Here is a 19,082-nt window from a genome sequence, read left to right as displayed (position 1 = left end):
AGTTGTAGGTTGGAAATACGATTGGAACAGGAGAGATGTTGTGTGGAAAGAGCGTATAATTTTTCAGCAGGACCTGCGATTTTGCCCGTACCGGTTTTAGAAAAGGTGCAGAAGGAGCTATTATCGTACAAAGGTTCAGGAATGTCAGTAATGGAATTAAGTCACCGTTCAGATTTATTTGAGGAGATCCTTGGGGACGCAGAATCGCTATTGCGTGAATTAATGCACATTCCCGAAAATTACAAAATTTTATTCTTACAAGGTGGGGCGAGTCTGCAATTCACGATGGTACCGATGAATTTGATGGCTGGCAAGAAGGCCTATTTTGTGAATACTGGCTCGTGGTCTGAAAAAGCGATGGAGGAAGCGGGTAAAATTGGCGATATTGAAGTGTTGGCGTCGTCAAAAGATAAGAATTTCAGTTATATTCCAGAGATACCGCGCGTGCCGTCCGATGCGGCTTATTTGCATATTACGACGAATAATACCATTGAAGGTACGGCGATTTTCACACCTCCTGAAACTGGTGATGTGCCGCTTGTTGCGGATATGTCTTCCAATATTTTGTCGAGTGTGTACGATGTGAGCAAATTTGGCCTGATTTATGCGGGGGCTCAGAAAAACATTGGTCCTGCGGGTCTCACGATCGTTATTGTTCGAGAGGATTTGATTGGAAACGTGGCTGGTTTGCCGGCAATGCTGGATTACGAGGTGCAAGCGAAGAATGGTTCGATGTATAATACGCCAGCGACTTTTGCAATTTATGTGTCGAAGCTGGTTTTTGAATGGATTAAGGAGCAAGGTGGCGTAGCGGGAATCGAGGCGTTTAATAGGAAGAAAGCTGGACTTTTATATGATTATTTGGACGCGTCTTCGATGTTTTCGTCTCCTGTAAACAAGGCGGATCGTTCGCTTACGAATGTGCCGTTTGTGACGGGTTCACCGGAGTTGGATGTGTTATTTATTAAAGAGGCGGAGGAACTTCATTTTGAGAATTTGAAGGGACATCGTTCGGTTGGTGGTATGCGTGCAAGTATCTACAATGCTTTTCCTTATGAGGGTGTCGAAGCGCTGACTGCTCTGATGGAAAAATTTGTAGCGACTCATAAAGGGGGAGAAATACATGTTTAATATTCAGACTTTCAATGCGATTGCTAAAGAAGGATTACGTAAGTTCGATGTGGAAAAATATTTAATTGACGGGAATCAGGCGCCGGATGGTATTTTACTGCGAAGTTATGATCTGCATGATTTCGAGTTTCCTGACAGTGTGAAAGCTGTTGCCAGAGCGGGTGCGGGAGTGAATAATATTCCTGTGGAGGCTTGCGCGGATAAGGGAATCGTGGTTTTTAATACGCCTGGTGCGAATGCAAACGCGGTGAAAGAGCTGGTATTAGCGAGTTTATTTATGGGTGCACGGCCGATTTTGGAAGGTTCGGAATGGGTGAAGACGCTTGATGGAAATGATATTGAGAAAAAAGTCGAGGCTGGGAAGAAGAAATTCGCGGGCACGGAGCTTGCTGGAAAACGGCTTGGCATCATTGGTTTAGGCGCGATTGGTGCGCTTGTGGCAAATGATGCGTCGGCGCTTGGCATGGAAGTTGTCGGCTATGATCCGTATGTTTCGGTGGACACGGCGTGGCGGATTTCGAAAGAAGTGGAACGCGCGATGACGCTGGAGGAAGTTTTGGCGACGTGTGATTATTTGACGGTGCATGTGCCGCTAAAGGATAATACGGCGGGAATGTTCAATCGGGAAACGTTGCAATTGCTGAAACCGGACGCTGTTTTGCTTAATTTTTCACGTGGGGAATTGGTGGAGGAGAAGGCGATGGTGGAGGCGCTGAATGCTGGTCAGTTACGCATGTACATCACAGATTTTGCGACGGAAGCGTTTGTGAAGCATCCGCAAGTGGAAGTCCTGCCGCATTTGGGGGCTTCGACGGAAGAGGCAGAAACCAACTGTGCTAAAATGGCGGCGAAGGAATTGGCTTACTTTTTAGAGACGGGTAGTATTAAAAATTCGGTGAACTATCCGAATGTGGACATGCCTTATAATGGACATCCGCGTTTGGGGGTATTTCACCATAATGTGCCGAACATGGTCGGACAGGTGACGACGGAACTGGCGAACGGGTCGATTAATATTTTGGATATGACGAACCGTAGTAAGGGCGATTATGCGTATACGCTGATTGATATGGAAAAAGGTGCACAGGGTAATTTATCGCTCGTTGTGGATCGTTTGAACGCGATTCCTGGTGTGATTCGAGTGCGCGCGATTGAGCCTGCTGGTGTTACGGCTTACTGAGATAAAAATGAATAGCTGCGATGGATTTTCTGTCGTGGCTATTTTTATAAAATAAGGAGGGATTTTTTGTGGTAAAGATTAGGGCTTTTAAAGGGATTAGACCGAGTGCGAAAGAGGCGATTTATGTGGCTTCGTTGCCGTATGATGTGTTGAGTACGGAGGAGGCGCGGAAATTGGGCGTTTCGAACCCGATGTCGTTTCTACATATTGATAAGGCGGAGATTGATTTGGCCGCTGATTTGTCGCCGTATGATGACTCGGTGTACGCAAAGGCTGCGTCAAATTTGGCGGAGTTTCAGGAGAAGGGCTGGCTTGTGAAGGACGGGAAGCCGGAGTTGTATTTGTATCAGTTAGTGATGAACGGGCGGCCGCAAACGGGGCTTGTGACGTGTACGGCGATTGATGATTATGTGAGTGGCGCGATTAAGAAGCATGAGTTGACGCGTGAGGAGAAGGAGCTGGATCGGATTCGCCACGTAGATGTGACGGATGCGAATACGAGTCCGATTTTCTTGACGTATCGTTCGGATGATGAAGTGAATAATGTGGTGGATGCTTGGATTGGTAGCCATGACCCTGTGTATGATTTTGAGAGCTTTCATGGCGTGCAGCACCGGATTTGGACGGTGGATGATGCGGATGTGGTAGGCGTGCTTACGAAGGCGTTTGAGGCGATTCCGGCGCTTTATATTGCGGACGGTCATCATCGCACGGAATCGGCGGTCAAAGTTGGTCTGAAGCGTCGGGAGGAGTTTCCGGATGCTGGTGCGGACGCTGAGTTTAACTTCTTTTTAGCGGTGTTATTCCCGCAAGATCAGCTAGAGATTCTGGATTATAATCGGGTGGTCGATGTGCCAATCGCGACGGATTTGTTAGATCAAGTGGCTTTAAAATTTGATGTAGAGAAGGTCGGAAAAGAGGCGTATAAACCTGCGACACCGAACACGTTTGGGATGTATTTGGATGGTTCGTGGTACGGTTTGAAAGTGAAACCTGAGTTTGCTGGTGAAGGCGTTATTGCGAGCCTTGATGTGTCTATTTTGGCGGATCAGGTACTTACGCCGTTGTTCGGTATTGAAGATATCAGACGCGATGACCGGATTAATTTTGTTGGTGGGATTCGTGGGCTAGGTGAGTTGGAGCAGCTTGTGGATGCTGGGAAATATACGATTGCGTTCTCGATGTACCCGCCGACGATGGATAATTTGCTTGATGTGGCGGATGCTGGTGAGATTATGCCGCCGAAATCGACTTGGTTTGAGCCTAAATTGTTGAGTGGATTATTTGTACATGATTTGGAAAGTAAGTAGATAGATAGCTAAAAATCACCGTTTCTGGATTAGGGAGCGGTGATTTTTAATGATGTTTCACGTGAAACATTGATTGTTTAATGTAAGATAAGCAACAAACATGAATTATTCCCGCTTTAACATATTTTTTACAAGAAAAGCTCATAATAAGTTGTTCCATCAAACCAACTATGATATACTATTCCTGAAAACGGTTACTTCATTTTGAATTCGGGAGGAATTTTGATGGAAAACAGTATGGCGAGGGAAGAAGTGCGTGTTGAAAATGGGTTTTATAAATTGTCGTGGCTGCAAAGAATTGGCTTTGGTTCTGGAGATATGGCGCAAAACCTGATTTACAACACGGTTTCGACTTATCTGTTATTTTTCTACACCAATGTGTTTGGGCTGAATCCGGGATCTGCAGCGACAATGTTTCTGGTTGTTCGGATTATTGATGCGGTTTGGGATCCTATTGTTGGAACGATTGTCGATAAGCATACGACGCGCTTTGGGAAATATCGTGGTTACTTGATTCTTGTCGGTTTGCCACTGTCTATTTTTGCGATACTCGTGTTTTGGAATGGTTTTTCAGGTAGTTTATTGTATGCTTACATTACGTATGTTGGTTTGTCGATGCTTTATACGTGGATTAATGTTCCTTATGGTGCGCTCAATGCTTCGCTGACTCGTGATAATGACGAAATCACAAAATTAACGTCTACTCGGATGTTCTTAGCCAATTTTGGTGGTTTAGCGGTTGCTTATGGCGTACCTGTTTTAGTCAAACTTTTTTCAACGGATGGTTCGTGGGACACAAAAGCATCGGCAAGTGGTTGGCTCATTACCATGACGATTTATGCGGCTGTAGGTTTTGCTATTTTAATTTTCTGTTTTACGCAAACGAAAGAACGGGTTGTCATGGAAGTGGATAAGCAAGATGAGGTGAAAGTTTCTGATTTATTAACGGAGTTCAAACGGAATAAGCCGCTTCGTGTCTTGGCGTTTTTCTTTATTACTGCTTTTGCGATGATGTCGATTGGGAATGCTGGCGGGGCTTATTATATGCAGTATGTTGTCAAAGCTTCTGATTCCGTTCAGTGGTTCAATGCGCTAGGCTCCATTCCGGCGTTCATTTTCCTACCACTTGTTCCTGCTATCAAAAAAGCGATCGGTAAAAAGCAATTATTCATGGTCTTTTTAGGCATTGCGGTTATTGGGATGCTGGCGTTATACTTTATTCCGAATCCTCAAGATCATGTGACGTTGGTGTTGATCGCGCAGTTTATTAAATCTACTGGTGTCATCGTTGCTACGGGTTATATGTGGGCGCTTGTTCCAGAGGTTATTTCATATGGAGAGCTTCAATCGGGACGCCGTATTTCAGGTATTGTAAACGCTTTAACAGGATTTTTCTTCAAATTTGGGATGGCGCTTGGAGGCGTGGTTCCAGGTTTTGTGTTAAGCATTACTGGTTACAGTGCGGGAAGTGAGGCACAGTCGGCGTTCGTACAGGAAGGTATTTTATGGCTCGTTGCCGTACTCCCAGCGATTTTGCTTGTTGTGGCGATGATTATTATTTCGAAATATGATATCACAGATGAGCGCTATCTAGAAATTAGCCGTGAAATTGAAAGTCGTAAAAATAGCTAAAAATGAGGAGGTAAAAGGATATGCAAATTGAAAATCCAGTTTTGAAAGGTTTTAATGCGGATCCTTCGATTATTCGGGTAGAGGATACGTATTATATCGCAAATTCAACATTCGAGTGGTTTCCGGGAGTGCAGATTCACGAGTCAAAAGATTTAGTCCACTGGCAACTCATAGGGCATCCACTAACGACGACAACATTGTTAGATATGAAGGGAAATAAGGATTCGGGCGGCATTTGGGCTCCAGATTTATCGTACGCCGACGGGAAATTTTGGCTCGTATATACGGATGTTAAGACAACGGAAGGCGCTTTTAAGGACGCGACGAATTATTTGACGACGGCGGAGAACATTCGCGGGCCTTGGACGGATCCTATTAAACTGAATGGTGTTGGGTTTGATGCGTCACTTTTTCACGATGATGATGGCAAAAAATACTTAGTCCAGATGGAGTGGGATCATAGGGAGTATCGCCATCCTTTTAATGGTATCAAGCTGACCGAATATTCGCCGGAATTGGGGCGTTTATTACCGGAAACGGGGCGGATTATTTACCACGGAACCGATGTGAAATTAGTCGAAGGACCGCATATTTATAAGTTGTTCGGTCAATATTATCTTTTCTGTGCGGAGGGCGGGACTGTATACACGCATCAGGAAGTCGTTGCGCGATCTAAGGAGCTGTTTGGCCCATATGAAACGCAGCCTGGCGATGTTTTTCTGACGGCATTTGATTCTCCGGGGAACTATTTGCAAAAAAATGGACATGGTGCGCTGGTTGAGACGCCGTCGGGAGAATGGTATTTTGCGCATTTGACGGGGCGCCCTTGGCATCATGAAACAGAGTCGAGCCATGATCCGAGAGGTTGGTGTACGCTAGGTCGGGAAACCGCGATTCAAAAAGTGGCGTGGGACGAGGATAAGTGGCCGCATATTGTTGGTGGTAAACAGGGAAGCCGTTTTGTCGAGGCACCAAAAGACGTTACGCCACACGTGTATCCGCTAACCTACGATGAAAAAGATGATTTTGATGAGCCGCAGTTGAATCTTAATTTCAACACGTTGCGCGTTCCTTTTGATGATAGAATGGGCTCGCTTTCAGTGAATCCGGGGCATTTGAGGCTTATCGGGAAAGGTTCTCTAACGAATGAGCATGAATTATCGCTAGTTGCGAGGCGCTGGCAGGCATTTCATTTCGAGGCAGAGACGGCGCTGAAATACGAGCCAACGACGTTTCAGCAAATGGCCGGGCTGGTAAATTACTATAATTCGCAGCACTGGTCGATGATTCACGTTACTTGGAATGAAGTGAACGGTCGGGTGATTGAGCTAAGTCAGAATAATCGGGGCCAATTGACAAGCTTTTTAAAAGAAGAGGCGATTAGCGTTCCGGAAAATGTGGACTATGTGCATTTCAAAGTTCGCGTGGAAAAAACGTATTATGTGTATGCTTATTCGTTTGATGGGAACAGCTGGCGTGATATTGACATACGATTAGATGCCAAAATTTTATCTGATGACTATGTTGTACAGTCGTATGGCGGTTTCTTCACAGGTGCTTTCGTGGGAATGGCGAATGTGGATTATTCTGGTTATGATTTGCCTGCAGATTTTGACTATTTTTCTTATAAGGAGAAATAAAAGGAACGGATCATTGCGCCTAGAAACGTGCAGTGGTCCGTTTTAACTTTTAAGATGTTGTGGTAATGTGATATACTTTTTAAAAACGGGAAGCAAGAAGGGACGTATATAGATGACGAAGAAAACTGATCAGGATGTTATGAGAGAGAACAATAAGAAATTGGTGTTAAAAACTCTATTTAATGCTGGTCAGACGTCGAGGAGTTCGATTGCTGGCGCGATTCATTTGCAGAAATCCACGGTATCTTCTATTATTCGGGAGCTGCATGAAGAAGGGCTGATCGAGGAGCTTGGTATTGGTGAGGCCTCAAATGCAGGTGGGCGTCGGCCGAATTTGATTCAATTTAATTATCGGTATGGCTATGTTTTGGCTTTCGATATGGGCGCCAGGCATTTGAGGTATTCGGTGAACTATTTGAACGGCGAGGTGATTAAAAAGGATTCGCTGCGCCTTGTTGGGAATAGTGTCAAAGATGTTTTTCAGATGATGCGCGAGGTTATTTCTGGCTTGCAGGCTTTCGATACGATGAAAGGGCTGCTGGGGATTGCGGTGTCGACACATGCGCCGGTTCACGAGAATGAGATTCGGTATAGTCCGTTTTTGGAGCTGGATTCTTTTGCGTTACTGCCTGCGTTGCAAGAAATTGTCGATGTGCCGATTCGATTTGAAAATGAGGCTAATTTAACCGCGATTTCGATTCGAGATTTCTGGTATTATGCTGGCGAGGAACCACTTCAAAATTTATTGGCGCTGAATATTCATAATGGAATTGGCGTGGGCACGATTATTAATGAGCAACTTTATTATGGCGTGCAAGGTTTGGCCGGTGAAATTGGGCGTTCTGTGATTTATAAGGATAAGCAAGTGTACCGATTAGAGGAATTATACTCGGAAAAAGCGATTATGGAGAGAATCGCGAAGCACGAAAAGAAGGCGGAGTTAACGGTGGATGAGTTTGCTGCGTTGATAGAGAGTAAGGATGCGTTTGTTTTGGAGGTCGTTGATGAGTGGATTACGGCAATCGCGCAAATGGCTTATAATCTCGTGCAGTATAGCGCGCCGGAAGCGGTATTCCTTTCTTCGCGGTCCTTATCGCAATTCCCAGATTTGTTACAGCGGATTTTCGAGGAATACAAGGCGCTCGATCCATTAGGCGAAACGCGAATTGAATTTACGCAACACGATATTTATGATTCCTCGTTACTTGGAGGTGTGGCGCTGATTTCGCGGCAGGTTTTAGGACTGGAATCGCAGGATCTTGTTTTTAAGAAGTGAGGAAACCGAAGAGGAGAAATGCTGGATGAGTAGAAAAAAGAAGCGGGCATCCTATGTAAACGGCGTATTAACAATGTCCATCGTCATTTTCTTAGTGCTAAAATTTATTTTCAAGGATACGTGGTTAGAATCGCTCAGCATCTCTTTAGGCGTTTTTTTGATACTATTTATCGTGTCGAAGTATAGATATCGAGGAAATGAGAATGGTACGGAATGAATACTGAAAAACGGCGAATCTAGAGAGCGCGATTACTTGTTCAGGCATATCGAATAGACTACAATATAAATGTATGACGGCACTACAAAATTAGGAGGGAATGATACTATGAAACACATAAAAAAAAAATTCACGCTGGAGTGCGGGCCGAAAGAGGCTTGGCAACTAGTCGTTGATCGCAGTAAGTACGAAAAATGGACAGCAGCGTTCCACGAAGGATCGACCTACACTGGTGAAATGGGACTTAATGAAACCGTTAACTTTGTTGATCCAGATGGAAATGGCCTGGTTTCAAAAGTAGTCGTTTTTGAACCAGAAAAAGAAATCAAATTCGCCTTTTTAGGTGAAATCAATGACGGGAAATACGTCGAAGTCGCTGCATTTGCAGATATGCTGGAACACTATATTTTCGAACCAGTTGGCGACCAGACTCGGATGCTTGTCGATGTTGCGATGGATGATCAGTATTATGATATGATGAATGAGATGTGGGACCGAGCAGGGATTGAGCTTGTGAGGTTGAGTAAGTAGGAGAGTTTATATAGTTTATGCGATGGTGTTGAAACTTACGGGTTTTGGCACTATTTTTTATTTTTAATGAAAATTAAACAGCAAAAAGAAGAAGAGAATAAAATGCTCTGGAGATTGAATCTTGGATAGACTACTGTTAAAATTTATTTTTTTCTTGTAAATTATTACCTTGGTAGGTATATTTAGAATATAGATTAATTGGGAAGGATGGGTGTAAAATGATTGAATGGAATACAATAATATCTGTATGCGCTACGGTTTTATCTTTGGGAAGTATAGGATGGACGATTTATTGGAGTAAAAAAACTAGGAAGGAAGACGAGGACTGGAAGGTGAAATCAGAAAGGTATAAAAAAGAAATGGACTTATATACTAAAAAATTGAATATAAAAAACCAAGAATATATAGAAAAAATGAATGAAAAAAATGAGTTGTTAGAACATGTTACATCATTTTCAAAACTATCATATGCAATTTTAATGCAGTCGATTAATTGTCTGCATATACTAAGCGTACATATAAAATCAGTAAATAAGAAAAAGATTGATATTCCTTCCGAAGAATTAGTGATTCTAATAACTACGGTGTATAAATTAAAAGAAGAAGTCCATGTTTTAAAAACATATACAGGGTATTTGAGTTCATTTTTAGCAGATAAATCACAAGGTGTTATTGTGGGGGAAAGCTATAATAATTTATATTTCTTAGTGGAGCTATTAGAAGATGTGTTACTCAAACTAAAAAAAGAAAAGTTGATTGAGGTTGGGGAATTGAGAAATATCATAAACAAGGCATTAGAATCTAGTGATGAACTGCGCAAAGCACTAGATAGACTTGAATATAATTTTCTTCAAAAGGTATCTAAGTACAATAAGGATATGAATTTATTGGAATCAGAAAGTGTAAGAGGAACAAGTCTTTTTGAGTGGTATTTCCCGCAGTATTCGTTTGAAGTAGAGGGATTTGATTTTGAAAAAGAGTTGCTAAAAAGCTTATTTGGTATATAAGGACTATAAAATTTATTGTTACTCAAAGTCACGAAAAGCTTAAAGCGACCTACGACAAAGGATATACAGATACTATGAAGGGCATATTATAATGAAAAGATAAAATATGGACAAAAAAATAAAATCACTTTTTGAAATTTAATGCTATAATGTAAATATTATACATTAGATAGGGAGGTTATTTACTAGAGGTGTAATACCGAAATAGGAAAATGATATGAAAGTGTATAAAAATGCGGAATACGGGAGGGCAAAATGGTTATAGTTCCAGAAAATAAAATTGTAGTATTTATTAGTTCAAAAATTGATTCGTCATTTAAATATAGATTAGCAAGAAAAGCTATACGAGAATCACTTGTGAACACAGGGCTATTCAATGTGTATTCATTTGAAGAGACGGGGCCTTCTACTGCAAGCGCTTTGGTTCATTACAAGGAAAATATTAAATACTGCGATGTTTGTATTTTTTTAATCGATAATGATGACGATGTTCCAGATGGTGTGGCCACGGAAATTCAAGAAGTAAATAAATATAACATCCCTTCAATATATTATTTTTGTGAGGGTGAAAAGCGTGAGATAACGGCAACTCAGAAAGCAATAATGAAACCAGGTGGCCCAAAAATAAAAGAAATTAAAACATTTGAAGATTTTATTAAAAATGGAGCAAAAGACCTTATAGATGATATATTGTTCATCTATAAACGCTATACTAGAGGAAATCTTGTACAAGTGGAAGATGAGGAGAACGAAGACGTCATACTAGACAAGTCAGTTTACAAGGCAACAACAATATTAAAAAAAGATCAGTTGGCTAATTACCATAGTAGGCAGTACTTTGCTAAAATGATTTTTGGGGATCGTGATGAAAAATCTAATAGTCTCGTTGAAAAAAATTTAGATTATTACTGTTCTTTGTTTTTGCCAGTCTTATTTGAAAATACAGCAATTGAACGCTTTAATACGGGTTTATTTTTAAAAGAGCTGAAGTATCAATTAGATGATAAATATTACGCAATTGTAAGTCTGCGATGGGAAGCAATTGAATCCTACTTTAATGAGGATGTAGAAACAAGTATTGCTAAACTAAAGGAAGCGTTTAAAAAAGCTGAAGAACTACAAATAGAAGAATGGATGATTCAGGATATTCTCATTGATTTAAGAAACCAAATTTATATATATCATGAAAAGCTGGGGCAATTTGCAGAGAAGAATGAAGGAAAAGAACTGTTGGACTTGAGAGAAGAAAAACTGTACTATCCATTAATTGATAGATATGAAAAGGATTTGCTAAGTTGGATTATAGAAGATAGTCAAAAAAATGAAATAAGATCCTTTAGATCTCAAAGATTTTTAGGTGATCTATCCGTGCATTCTAATAAAATTGCGGATATTTATTTTCAATCAATGGCAGTTGGATCGATTACTCATTTGACTAGAATATATGGGCTTATTCAAAAATTATGCTTTCATATCAGTTCTCATTATGAGAATTGGCCATCATTAATGCTGACATTGAAAAACAGCATTATACTTTTAGATAGAACTAAGATTCATCAATTAGTGCGTCATTTCGAACTATTATTAGGAAGAATGAATGACAGGGATGCGAAGGAAGTGTTTGATTACTCAAATAATCTGATACTTGATTATCAAAGGTTTCAAGGGAATCTACTAGCTATTTCTGAGGTAGGATATTATTTAAGTGATGTGGATTTTGATGATAGTTGGAACGGTATTAAAGATGAGTTGAACAAATGGGCCAAAAGTAAAGTCACGCCATACAACATAGAGTCACAAATTTTCAAAACGATTCATAAAATTAAAGAAAGGATATCTAGTGATTATATCATTGAATTTGGCCTGCTTTTAATTGGTGAAGGGAAGAATATTTATTATTCGAATGTTTTCGAAATGTGGGCAAGGGATGTAGATTATGAGAGTGTAATGGAAAAAAATAAAGATAAAGTAGTTCAGACAGTGATCGCATATTTGGAAAACAGAGATAATAAACTCCAGCAGAATGGCATCAAAGAATTATGTTGTATCCTGGGTCGAAATAAGGTTCATAATTTGGATATATTAGAGGAAAAAATCAAGGAAGCTATGCCAGATTTTTATAACCTTGAGTATTTATTAGAAACTAGGAACGATGTTGTAACAAATCAGGATGCGATATTAAGATATACAGATGAGATAAGAGAAGATAATAAGGCACAAGGGGAAAATGGTATATATTCTCATTCTGGAAACTCTCCCTATCAATTTATAAGATTTATAATCTCTCAGCAAACAGAAAGAATTCCTAAGTCAATCTTAGATGCATTATTTGTTGTTTCAACAGAGGCTGTGACGAGTACTAAGCAACTAATTGAAGTCAAAACTGAAGCAATTAAATTATTGATGTTTTTGAATTATTACGATCCAAATATTGGTGATAGAAATTCTGAGTCTATTAAATTATTAATAGAGGGAGACTACCTAATGAATGAAAATCAATCTATGGTGGCCTATTTGGATAACAATTTATTTGAATTAGCGGTGCTATTATTAAAGAGTTGTTTAGGAAATGAAGTGTGGGCGGACCTACTCAACTCCTTATCTAAGTGCTCAAGTTCTGGCGCGAAAATAACAGCTTGCAAGCTTATTCAAGTATATCTTGGAGATGATACTTCTCGTATAAACGACGATGAGAAGGCTTTGATTTTTCAATTTGTATTAGAGTGGTCGACTGCAACGGTGATAGAAGTTCGTTGGGAAGCTGTTAACATCTTGATAACATTACTGCAAGTAGAACGATTTCAAAAAATCATTACTACTCGATTAGTTCAGATTATGAGCCAAGATAATGCGCTTGTTAAAAGTCGATTGGTTCATGCCGCAAAAAAAATAGGTAAACATAGCGAAGATACTGAAGAGTATATATACCAACATGCTCTAATCGATTCTAATTACGTATTAAGAGAAATAGTTCGTGATAAGTATCCAGATAGATAATATTAAAATATTGTTTAGGTAATATGTTACTTTTGGATTTTAAAAGGCGTAAATTTTCTAAGCTAAATGATGCTCACTGGTTTATGGTAATAGCAGGAAAGATGAAATGGAAGTATAAGTAGTACTATTTTCCTCAACGGTGTCAAAACTTATAAGTTTTGACACCGTTTTCGTTTTGTGATAAAATCAGTACATCGAGCGGTGTCATAACTCGTGTTCATAAGTAAGGGGTGTTTTTCATGAATTTTACCAATATGAACCATCGGCAATTAGCAAGTAAGATCCATTCGGATTTGATCAGGTTGGAAAATAATTTGAACGGTATTCATAAATCCAAAAAGCAAGAAGAGCTAGAAAATTATAGAAAAGAGTTGTTGTTGATCGCTGGCCAACTTTCCCAGTTAACAGATGAAAGTTTTGAACGAGCGTTGAAATTACAAACAGATGGTGATTTGGCCGATGTGCGTTCGCTTGGACTATCAAAGTTCCAAGGAAGTACAACAGTGAGGGAATTAGAGGAATGATCTATGGCTATGCACGTGTATCGACAATTGGCCAAGATTACGAAACGCAGGTCGAGCTTTTAACAGCTGCGGGATGTGAAGAGATTTTTCATGAGAAAGTAACTGGATCAAAAATGGCTCGTAAGCAGCTGGATTTATTATTTTCTAAGTTGAATGAAGGAGATACTTTTGTTGTTACGAGATTAGATCGGTTTGCTCGTTCCACCGTAGAAGGATTAACCACAACAAAAAATTTATTTGAACAAGGGATCAAAGTGCATATCTTGAATTTGGGCCTTATTGAGAACACTCCAACCGGTCGCTTAATCTTGGCCAACTTTTTTGCCTTTGCAGAATTTGAGAGGGATATGATTTTGGAGCGAACGGCTGAAGGAAAGAAAAGGGCTAAGCTGAATCCTGATTTTCGGGAAGGGCGGCCGAAAAAATTTACAAAAGCGCAAATTGATTTTGCCTTGGGATTACTAAAAGAGATGTCCTATACAGAGGTGGCGAAGAATACTGGGATATCCAAAAGTACGCTGATTCGTGCAAATAGAAAAAGATCAAAGTAAACGATATAAAATGATAGGGGCGAAAGTAGTGATAAACGTTGAAAAAATGGAGAAAGTTCTGGAATCAATAGAGTTATCGAATAAAATAGACGATGTTGCTTTCAGTTCGGCTAGAACTACTATAATCGATGATATTAATGGGGGGCAGGTAGTTGCATATTTAGATAAATATTTTTCATATAAACTAGCTAGTTTATACAGGAAGGAAAATATAAAGGAATTTGCAGACTTTAAAGAATTTAGCGATGTTACAATGAAATATATCATGATGTATGAAAAAGATTCGAATAAAGTTACTCAAGATTTAAATCAATTTATTATAGATATTAAAAAGCGTAAGAAAAATAATTTTTGGGTGTATTGTATTATTAATGGTTTTGAATACACAGATAGCGAGATGATGCTTGGTAATATACGAATAAGTTCGGAGAAACTATTAAATAAAACTTTGCTTGAGGAAGGACATATTCACCCAAATACTACAGAAAACTCCATGTACGCGTCGATATTGGTTTCTTCATACACTTTAAAATTAGCGTATGAAAAGGCATATAAAATATTTGATGATTTGGAACATATTCTAACGATGTTAACCCCAGCTCCAGAGTACCATCGAATTGAAATAAATAGTGGTACAACAACTGGGAGGCATACGCAATATGATATATATTCAAAGGAAAAAGGTTCATCTACTCGATCAACGGCTAAGCCATACAGACTTGTCAGTTTTGAGGATAGTCATTTTAAAATGGAAGACAATCAGAAATGCCTTAGCTTACTGAATGTTGATAAAAAAACAGAAATGGAGAATAAAATTTTCAACGCATCTATATGGGTAGGGAAATCGATAAAGGAATACGATCTTAAGCGAAAGTTAGTAGAGTTAGTGTATGCTTTGGAATGCTTATTGCAAGTACAGTCGAGGGATTTAGTTAGCCCAGGAATAGTATTTAATTTAGGGTTGACAGCATCTTATATCGTATCAGAAGGAGAGGATAAGAAAGAGATATTTGATTTTATAAAATCAATATATGCTAAGAGAAGTGCCATAGTTCATGGACGTGATACGGAGATAGATAGATACGAAATAGAACAGCTATTAACAATCGTAAAAAAAATTATTTTTAAACTTCTTTGTGAGGAACCATACGCTAGCTTTCAAAAGGGGCAAGAATTACATGAGTGGTTCATAGAAAAAGTGGTTAAATGATATAAAAGGAGAGTGTGAACAATTTGTCCAAAAAGTATACAGATGAATTTCTAATAGAAGAACTTCAACGGATCTCCACAAAAATTGGTCGTCCACCGTCCGGTTTAGCAGAGTATCGTTATAAATATACTGCTGTTGACAGATTTGGCTCGTGGGAACATACATTACGTATGGCTGGATTGACCTTGTACGCTACTGAAGACGAAGGGCTAGAGATTCGAGCTAGGTACATACGTGAGGTAAAGGAGATATACCGCATTTGGGGAAGAGTCCCCAGATGCCGAGATTTTGAGGATATACAGACAGTCAAATATTACTTTCGCACACTATCAGGGCTCTTGGAGGCTTCCGGGATGATTAAGAAACCAAACGGCAATTGGGAGATTCCGAAAGATTTTTTAACGGATGCTGAAGCAAAGAATGATCATAAATAGCTAGTGAGATAGCGCATTCGTGCTATCTTTTCTTTTGCCAAAAATTAAAATAGAAAAGAGTGGATTGGTTTGAAAAAATGGAAGTTAAGGCTACTTATAGCCATCATTGTTGTGATTGCTGGAGCATTCACGACAGGGAAAGTAAACGGAAGCATTCCTGAAACGTGGGATGGACTGGTTACGGCCGTCACTGGGGAGAAACAAAAGGACCAGGATATATCCATCGAGGTACCTAAACATGCGGTTCGTGTGACATTAGATCATGCTGTTGATGGCGATACAGTGGCTGTAAAGCTTGAAAGTGGGCAAGTGACAACGGTTCGATTATTACTCATTGATACACCGGAGAGTGTGAAAAGAGGCGTTGCAGTGCAACCATTTGCCATAGAGGCATCAGATAGGATGAAACAAATAGTAAATGCTGCGGACCAACTTTATCTGGAGTATGACGTCGGTGATCGTACGGATCGGTATGATCGCACGTTGGCATATCTCTACGCCGATGGAAAAAACGTCAATGAAATGATGGTGCGTGAAGGCTTTGCTCGCGTAGCTTATGTGTATCCACCGAACACGAAATATTTGAATCAGCTGAAGGCGGCGGAAAAACAGGCGAAGCACGCAAAGAAAAATATCTGGAGCAAGGTAGGTTACGTGACAGATCGAGGGTTTGGAAAGTAACGATAAAAAAGAAGATGCGTGTCACCAAGCGCGGTGAGAGGCATCTTCAGTGTATGTTATGTACAGAGTTTGTACATGAAGAGTAGCACTTAAAAGGGTTGTTAAAAGTACTACCATGGTCATTATAGCATGATTTGCTGTTGGGCGGTAGAGGCAATCTTAGGTCTTTTTGTACCTTGTCGTTGCCTTCAAAACATTGTAGACTGAAATAGAAGCAAAAAAAGCCTTTGAGTCTATCAAAGGCTAGGACTATATAACGGGAGTTGAGTTATATAGGGATGAATAAACTAATTATAGCATGGATTGTAAACGCGAACAATACCATATACAATCAACAAGGAGAGGTAAAATAGATGACCCCATTTGAAAATATTATGACGTTGGAAAAACAGATGACCGCAAACGGTTACTGGTATAGGGATGTGAAAAAAGATTTACGTATGTTGGTACTAGCTATATCCAATCACGGTATGGTTTATGTCGAGGCGATGGACACAAAAAAGAGCTCGCTGATGATTCGCACACAGCAAGGGAATCCGTTATGCTACCTGGAAAGAAATAAAGTGGTGCCGAAGCCGAAACGGGGGAAAGCTGAGACATGAAAATGATTGGTATGCACCCATCTGGGCGTGCTATTGTTATCGATATGAAAGAAAATGTATATGTATATGAAACGGCGATTAGTAGTGGCCAAGAAACAACTTTGGATAAAGCGAAGTTTAGTGCGCGTTTTGAGAGTTTTACTGTAGCAGAAAAACAACAAGGAATGGACATAGGGTTGTGGAAATGGCGCGAGGTGGGTGAACAATGAAGAAGGACGGTATGAAAATTGAAATCATACAAGATGAGAGCGGATTGGCCGTACCACGGCAGTATATTGTTGTGGTAGATCACCAGATTTTTATGGAATGGCTCGATTATCCGAATAAACCAATTTTTCTTATTCCAGCGCATGTTCCAAACGTGCGTATTGATTTGGCATATATTTTCTTTTTCAAAGAGATGGCTGACAAAGCGGCCATCAAACTTGGTGGAAAAGTCGTTGAAATCAAAGAAGAATGCTATTGTCTTCCCCAAAGAGAAAAGACGCAGTGAAGTTGTACGTACCCACTTTATAGCGTCTTTTATTCGTTAGATTATAGATGAATATTTACCTTGCAACTTTTCTTCAACTCTTGGAAATCTTCTTCACGATCCTTGCATAACTTGGAAATCTCGTCTTGAAATTGTAAGCCGATAGCGTCTCCGGTCTTGCTTTCAAATGCAATGCCTAATTGGCTCTTGGAACGAGTAAGCGCTCGTCCCCAATCATCAAACATGGTCTCTTTCCCGTGTAGTATGTGCTTAGCATCTTCGACAAGCGCGTTGGCATCACGCAATAACTGGCGTTTTAAGGCTGCGAGTTGCAGTTGCCGTTCAAATTCTGTCTTTTGCGCCTTGAGAGCATCAATGGTAGCATCGGCGCCATCGATTAAAGCTTCCGCAATTTTTGCTTCTATCTCTCTTAAGGATTGATATGGATCCATTTTGTTTCCCCCAATATGCGTGTGTTATTTACTAAAATAGCTGGCAGCATTCCCAGCGGCTATTCCTAAAAGGCTTCCAACTGTGTTCTCTAAATCGTGGCCAAGATTGATATCTGTCTGTAGCATGTGTTGCCCAGCTGTTCCAATTTCATGTGCAAATTGCTGCAGGTGATACTGTCTCTCCAGTAGTTTATTGAATAGGTCATGTAGTATTTCTTCATCATGGAAACGGTACACGCCTTCTGTACGACTTACTGCGAGGTCGTGAACGATATTATCGACGTCATTTTCGTTCAATAGATCATATTCCCCACCGTAGGTTTGATTATTGGCTTTTGAGATCATTTTTTTGACAGCATCACTTTCGTAACGCCGGAAATCTTCCAGCAGCCGGATCATACGATCAATATCTGTAGCAACACTTTTAATGATATCTGCCTGAGCTTTGATCTCATCTGGAGATATCGCTAATTTTGTTGTCCCGTTGCTACTAAACTGTTTACGGAAACCTTCCGTTAAATGGGCATTAATTGGATCGCTAGCGGCACCGTTGGCAGAATAATACTGTTGGTAAAAAACAAAGGCATTTGGAGGCAATAGGCCAACTGCATCTCCTGTATGCCGGAAATCTTTAATCAATTGGAAGTAGTCGCCATTCTTTGCCTTGGCTTGTTCTTCAGGAGTCAATTTGTTAAACGATCGAGCGGCAGCAAATGTAATTGCTGGCTTTGTATGTTTCACAGCTTCATACTGTGCTAAAGCACCACCAAGGCTGTGTCCTGTAAAAGAATAGTCTTTCGTGGTATGTGAGGACAAGGTGTTTTTGACGAAATTATCATACTCCTTAAATTGGCTATCTTGTTTTGGGAGTTTGTGTTTTGGTAAATCTGTCAAGTTTGTTGACCAATCAGCCTTATCTTCAGAACCACGAGAGGTAAAGACAATATTCGTAAATTCTTTGGTTTTTCCACTACATACATCTATGTATTCTTTATAGGGAACGACGGCAGCTGCTTGGATGCCACTTTTTTTATCGATAGACCCGATGGTGATCCATTTCGATTTATCGTCGAGTGTGAGGGGTAACAAATCGCTCTCTTTAAACTCTGACAAAGGCCTGATGGGATTGATACGTAGTGACTGATTACGATAAATTTTATCTGCTAGTCCAAAATATTGTTCTTCTGTTATTTTAGCCAAAATTATTCCTCCAGTACAAATTTATGATATGATAT

The 19,082-nt window shown here is 40.0% G+C and carries 20 protein-coding genes; 18 read left to right on the top strand and 2 right to left on the bottom strand.

Going from position 1 to position 19,082, the window contains the following annotated elements:
• Window positions 1-42 precede the first annotated feature (42 nt).
• From serC to EP58_RS09435, 18 genes are all read left to right on the top strand, one after another.
• Window positions 43-1,131 (top strand): 3-phosphoserine/phosphohydroxythreonine transaminase, encoded by a 1,089-nt coding sequence (gene serC / locus EP58_RS09520; RefSeq protein ID WP_036092920.1) that lies wholly within the window; start codon window positions 43-45, stop codon window positions 1,129-1,131.
• On the top strand, window positions 1,124-2,311 hold the full coding sequence (locus EP58_RS09515; RefSeq protein ID WP_036092918.1) for a phosphoglycerate dehydrogenase: 1,188 nt from the start codon (window positions 1,124-1,126) through the stop codon (window positions 2,309-2,311). Before serC ends, EP58_RS09515 begins: the two co-directional genes overlap by 8 nt.
• A 68-nt stretch (window positions 2,312-2,379) precedes the next feature.
• The gene (locus EP58_RS09510) at window positions 2,380-3,621 is read left to right on the top strand and encodes a DUF1015 domain-containing protein (protein ID WP_036092915.1); all 1,242 of its coding nucleotides are present in this window, start codon (window positions 2,380-2,382) and stop codon (window positions 3,619-3,621) included.
• Between the two features lie 225 nt (window positions 3,622-3,846).
• Window positions 3,847-5,253, top strand: a complete 1,407-nt coding sequence (locus EP58_RS09505; RefSeq protein WP_171002426.1) for an MFS transporter — start codon at window positions 3,847-3,849, stop codon at window positions 5,251-5,253.
• Between the two features lie 20 nt (window positions 5,254-5,273).
• Window positions 5,274-6,893, top strand: coding sequence for a glycoside hydrolase family 43 protein (locus tag EP58_RS09500; protein ID WP_036092913.1), 1,620 nt, complete (start codon window positions 5,274-5,276; stop codon window positions 6,891-6,893).
• A gap of 112 nt (window positions 6,894-7,005) precedes the next feature.
• A complete protein-coding gene (locus EP58_RS09495; RefSeq protein ID WP_036092912.1) occupies window positions 7,006-8,169 on the top strand; it encodes an ROK family transcriptional regulator in 1,164 nt (387 codons plus the stop codon).
• A 25-nt stretch (window positions 8,170-8,194) separates the two neighbouring features.
• A complete protein-coding gene (locus tag EP58_RS09490; RefSeq protein ID WP_036092911.1) occupies window positions 8,195-8,386 on the top strand; it encodes a hypothetical protein in 192 nt (63 codons plus the stop codon).
• 108 nt (window positions 8,387-8,494) lie between these two features.
• On the top strand, window positions 8,495-8,917 hold the full coding sequence (locus tag EP58_RS09485; protein WP_036092909.1) for an SRPBCC family protein: 423 nt from the start codon (window positions 8,495-8,497) through the stop codon (window positions 8,915-8,917).
• Window positions 8,918-9,135: 218 nt separating this feature from the next.
• Window positions 9,136-9,924, top strand: coding sequence for a hypothetical protein (locus tag EP58_RS09480; RefSeq protein WP_036092908.1), 789 nt, complete (start codon window positions 9,136-9,138; stop codon window positions 9,922-9,924).
• A 255-nt stretch (window positions 9,925-10,179) separates the two neighbouring features.
• Window positions 10,180-12,921 carry a hypothetical protein gene (locus EP58_RS09475; RefSeq protein ID WP_036092907.1) on the top strand — a complete coding sequence of 914 codons (2,742 nt, stop codon included), beginning with the start codon at window positions 10,180-10,182 and terminating at the stop codon, window positions 12,919-12,921.
• Between the two features lie 239 nt (window positions 12,922-13,160).
• Window positions 13,161-13,445, top strand: coding sequence for a hypothetical protein (locus EP58_RS09470; RefSeq protein ID WP_036092906.1), 285 nt, complete (start codon window positions 13,161-13,163; stop codon window positions 13,443-13,445).
• Window positions 13,442-13,996 (top strand): recombinase family protein, encoded by a 555-nt coding sequence (locus tag EP58_RS09465; protein ID WP_036092901.1) that lies wholly within the window; start codon window positions 13,442-13,444, stop codon window positions 13,994-13,996. Before EP58_RS09470 ends, EP58_RS09465 begins: the two co-directional genes overlap by 4 nt.
• 28 nt (window positions 13,997-14,024) lie before the next feature.
• Window positions 14,025-15,206, top strand: coding sequence for a HEPN domain-containing protein (locus EP58_RS09460; protein WP_141087945.1), 1,182 nt, complete (start codon window positions 14,025-14,027; stop codon window positions 15,204-15,206).
• Window positions 15,207-15,229: 23 nt separating this feature from the next.
• Entirely contained in the window at window positions 15,230-15,640 is a 411-nt protein-coding gene (locus EP58_RS09455; protein ID WP_036092895.1) for a homing endonuclease associated repeat-containing protein, read from the top strand.
• A gap of 69 nt (window positions 15,641-15,709) precedes the next feature.
• Window positions 15,710-16,321 carry a thermonuclease family protein gene (locus EP58_RS09450; protein ID WP_036092891.1) on the top strand — a complete coding sequence of 204 codons (612 nt, stop codon included), beginning with the start codon at window positions 15,710-15,712 and terminating at the stop codon, window positions 16,319-16,321.
• Between the two features lie 353 nt (window positions 16,322-16,674).
• Window positions 16,675-16,923: a hypothetical protein gene (locus EP58_RS09445; protein ID WP_036092889.1), complete on the top strand. Its 249-nt coding sequence runs from the start codon at window positions 16,675-16,677 to the stop codon at window positions 16,921-16,923.
• Window positions 16,920-17,132: a hypothetical protein gene (locus tag EP58_RS09440; RefSeq protein WP_036092887.1), complete on the top strand. Its 213-nt coding sequence runs from the start codon at window positions 16,920-16,922 to the stop codon at window positions 17,130-17,132. Before EP58_RS09445 ends, EP58_RS09440 begins: the two co-directional genes overlap by 4 nt.
• Window positions 17,129-17,416 carry a hypothetical protein gene (locus EP58_RS09435; protein WP_036092884.1) on the top strand — a complete coding sequence of 96 codons (288 nt, stop codon included), beginning with the start codon at window positions 17,129-17,131 and terminating at the stop codon, window positions 17,414-17,416. Before EP58_RS09440 ends, EP58_RS09435 begins: the two co-directional genes overlap by 4 nt.
• A 41-nt stretch (window positions 17,417-17,457) precedes the next feature.
• Here EP58_RS09435 and EP58_RS09430 read toward each other — a convergent pair whose 3' ends face one another.
• Both EP58_RS09430 and EP58_RS09425 read right to left on the bottom strand, forming a co-directional pair.
• The gene (locus tag EP58_RS09430; RefSeq protein ID WP_036092882.1) at window positions 17,458-17,847 is read right to left on the bottom strand and encodes a hypothetical protein; all 390 of its coding nucleotides are present in this window, start codon (window positions 17,845-17,847) and stop codon (window positions 17,458-17,460) included.
• Between the two features lie 24 nt (window positions 17,848-17,871).
• Window positions 17,872-19,047, bottom strand: coding sequence for a Tle-like phospholipase domain-containing protein (locus tag EP58_RS09425; RefSeq protein WP_052164795.1), 1,176 nt, complete (start codon window positions 19,045-19,047; stop codon window positions 17,872-17,874).
• Window positions 19,048-19,082: the final 35 nt, after the last annotated feature.

This window comes from Paenilisteria newyorkensis (genome assembly GCF_000766145.1).
Lineage (GTDB): Bacteria > Bacillota > Bacilli > Lactobacillales > Listeriaceae > Listeria_A > Listeria_A newyorkensis.
The sequence above is the reverse complement of the archived record's forward strand: the minus strand, read 5'-3'. Positions and strand labels throughout refer to the sequence as shown.

Coding starts and splice junctions, on each gene's coding strand:
- EP58_RS09515 (WP_036092918.1), top strand. CDS start 1,124: ATGTTTAATATTCAGACTTTCAATGCGATTGCTAAAGAAGGATTACGT.
- EP58_RS09505 (WP_171002426.1), top strand. CDS start 3,847: ATGGAAAACAGTATGGCGAGGGAAGAAGTGCGTGTTGAAAATGGGTTT.
- EP58_RS09500 (WP_036092913.1), top strand. CDS start 5,274: ATGCAAATTGAAAATCCAGTTTTGAAAGGTTTTAATGCGGATCCTTCG.
- EP58_RS09495 (WP_036092912.1), top strand. CDS start 7,006: ATGACGAAGAAAACTGATCAGGATGTTATGAGAGAGAACAATAAGAAA.
- EP58_RS09490 (WP_036092911.1), top strand. CDS start 8,195: ATGAGTAGAAAAAAGAAGCGGGCATCCTATGTAAACGGCGTATTAACA.
- EP58_RS09485 (WP_036092909.1), top strand. CDS start 8,495: ATGAAACACATAAAAAAAAAATTCACGCTGGAGTGCGGGCCGAAAGAG.
- EP58_RS09480 (WP_036092908.1), top strand. CDS start 9,136: ATGATTGAATGGAATACAATAATATCTGTATGCGCTACGGTTTTATCT.
- EP58_RS09475 (WP_036092907.1), top strand. CDS start 10,180: ATGGTTATAGTTCCAGAAAATAAAATTGTAGTATTTATTAGTTCAAAA.
- EP58_RS09470 (WP_036092906.1), top strand. CDS start 13,161: ATGAATTTTACCAATATGAACCATCGGCAATTAGCAAGTAAGATCCAT.
- EP58_RS09465 (WP_036092901.1), top strand. CDS start 13,442: ATGATCTATGGCTATGCACGTGTATCGACAATTGGCCAAGATTACGAA.
- EP58_RS09445 (WP_036092889.1), top strand. CDS start 16,675: ATGACCCCATTTGAAAATATTATGACGTTGGAAAAACAGATGACCGCA.
- EP58_RS09440 (WP_036092887.1), top strand. CDS start 16,920: ATGAAAATGATTGGTATGCACCCATCTGGGCGTGCTATTGTTATCGAT.
- EP58_RS09435 (WP_036092884.1), top strand. CDS start 17,129: ATGAAGAAGGACGGTATGAAAATTGAAATCATACAAGATGAGAGCGGA.
- EP58_RS09430 (WP_036092882.1), bottom strand. CDS start 17,847: ATGGATCCATATCAATCCTTAAGAGAGATAGAAGCAAAAATTGCGGAA.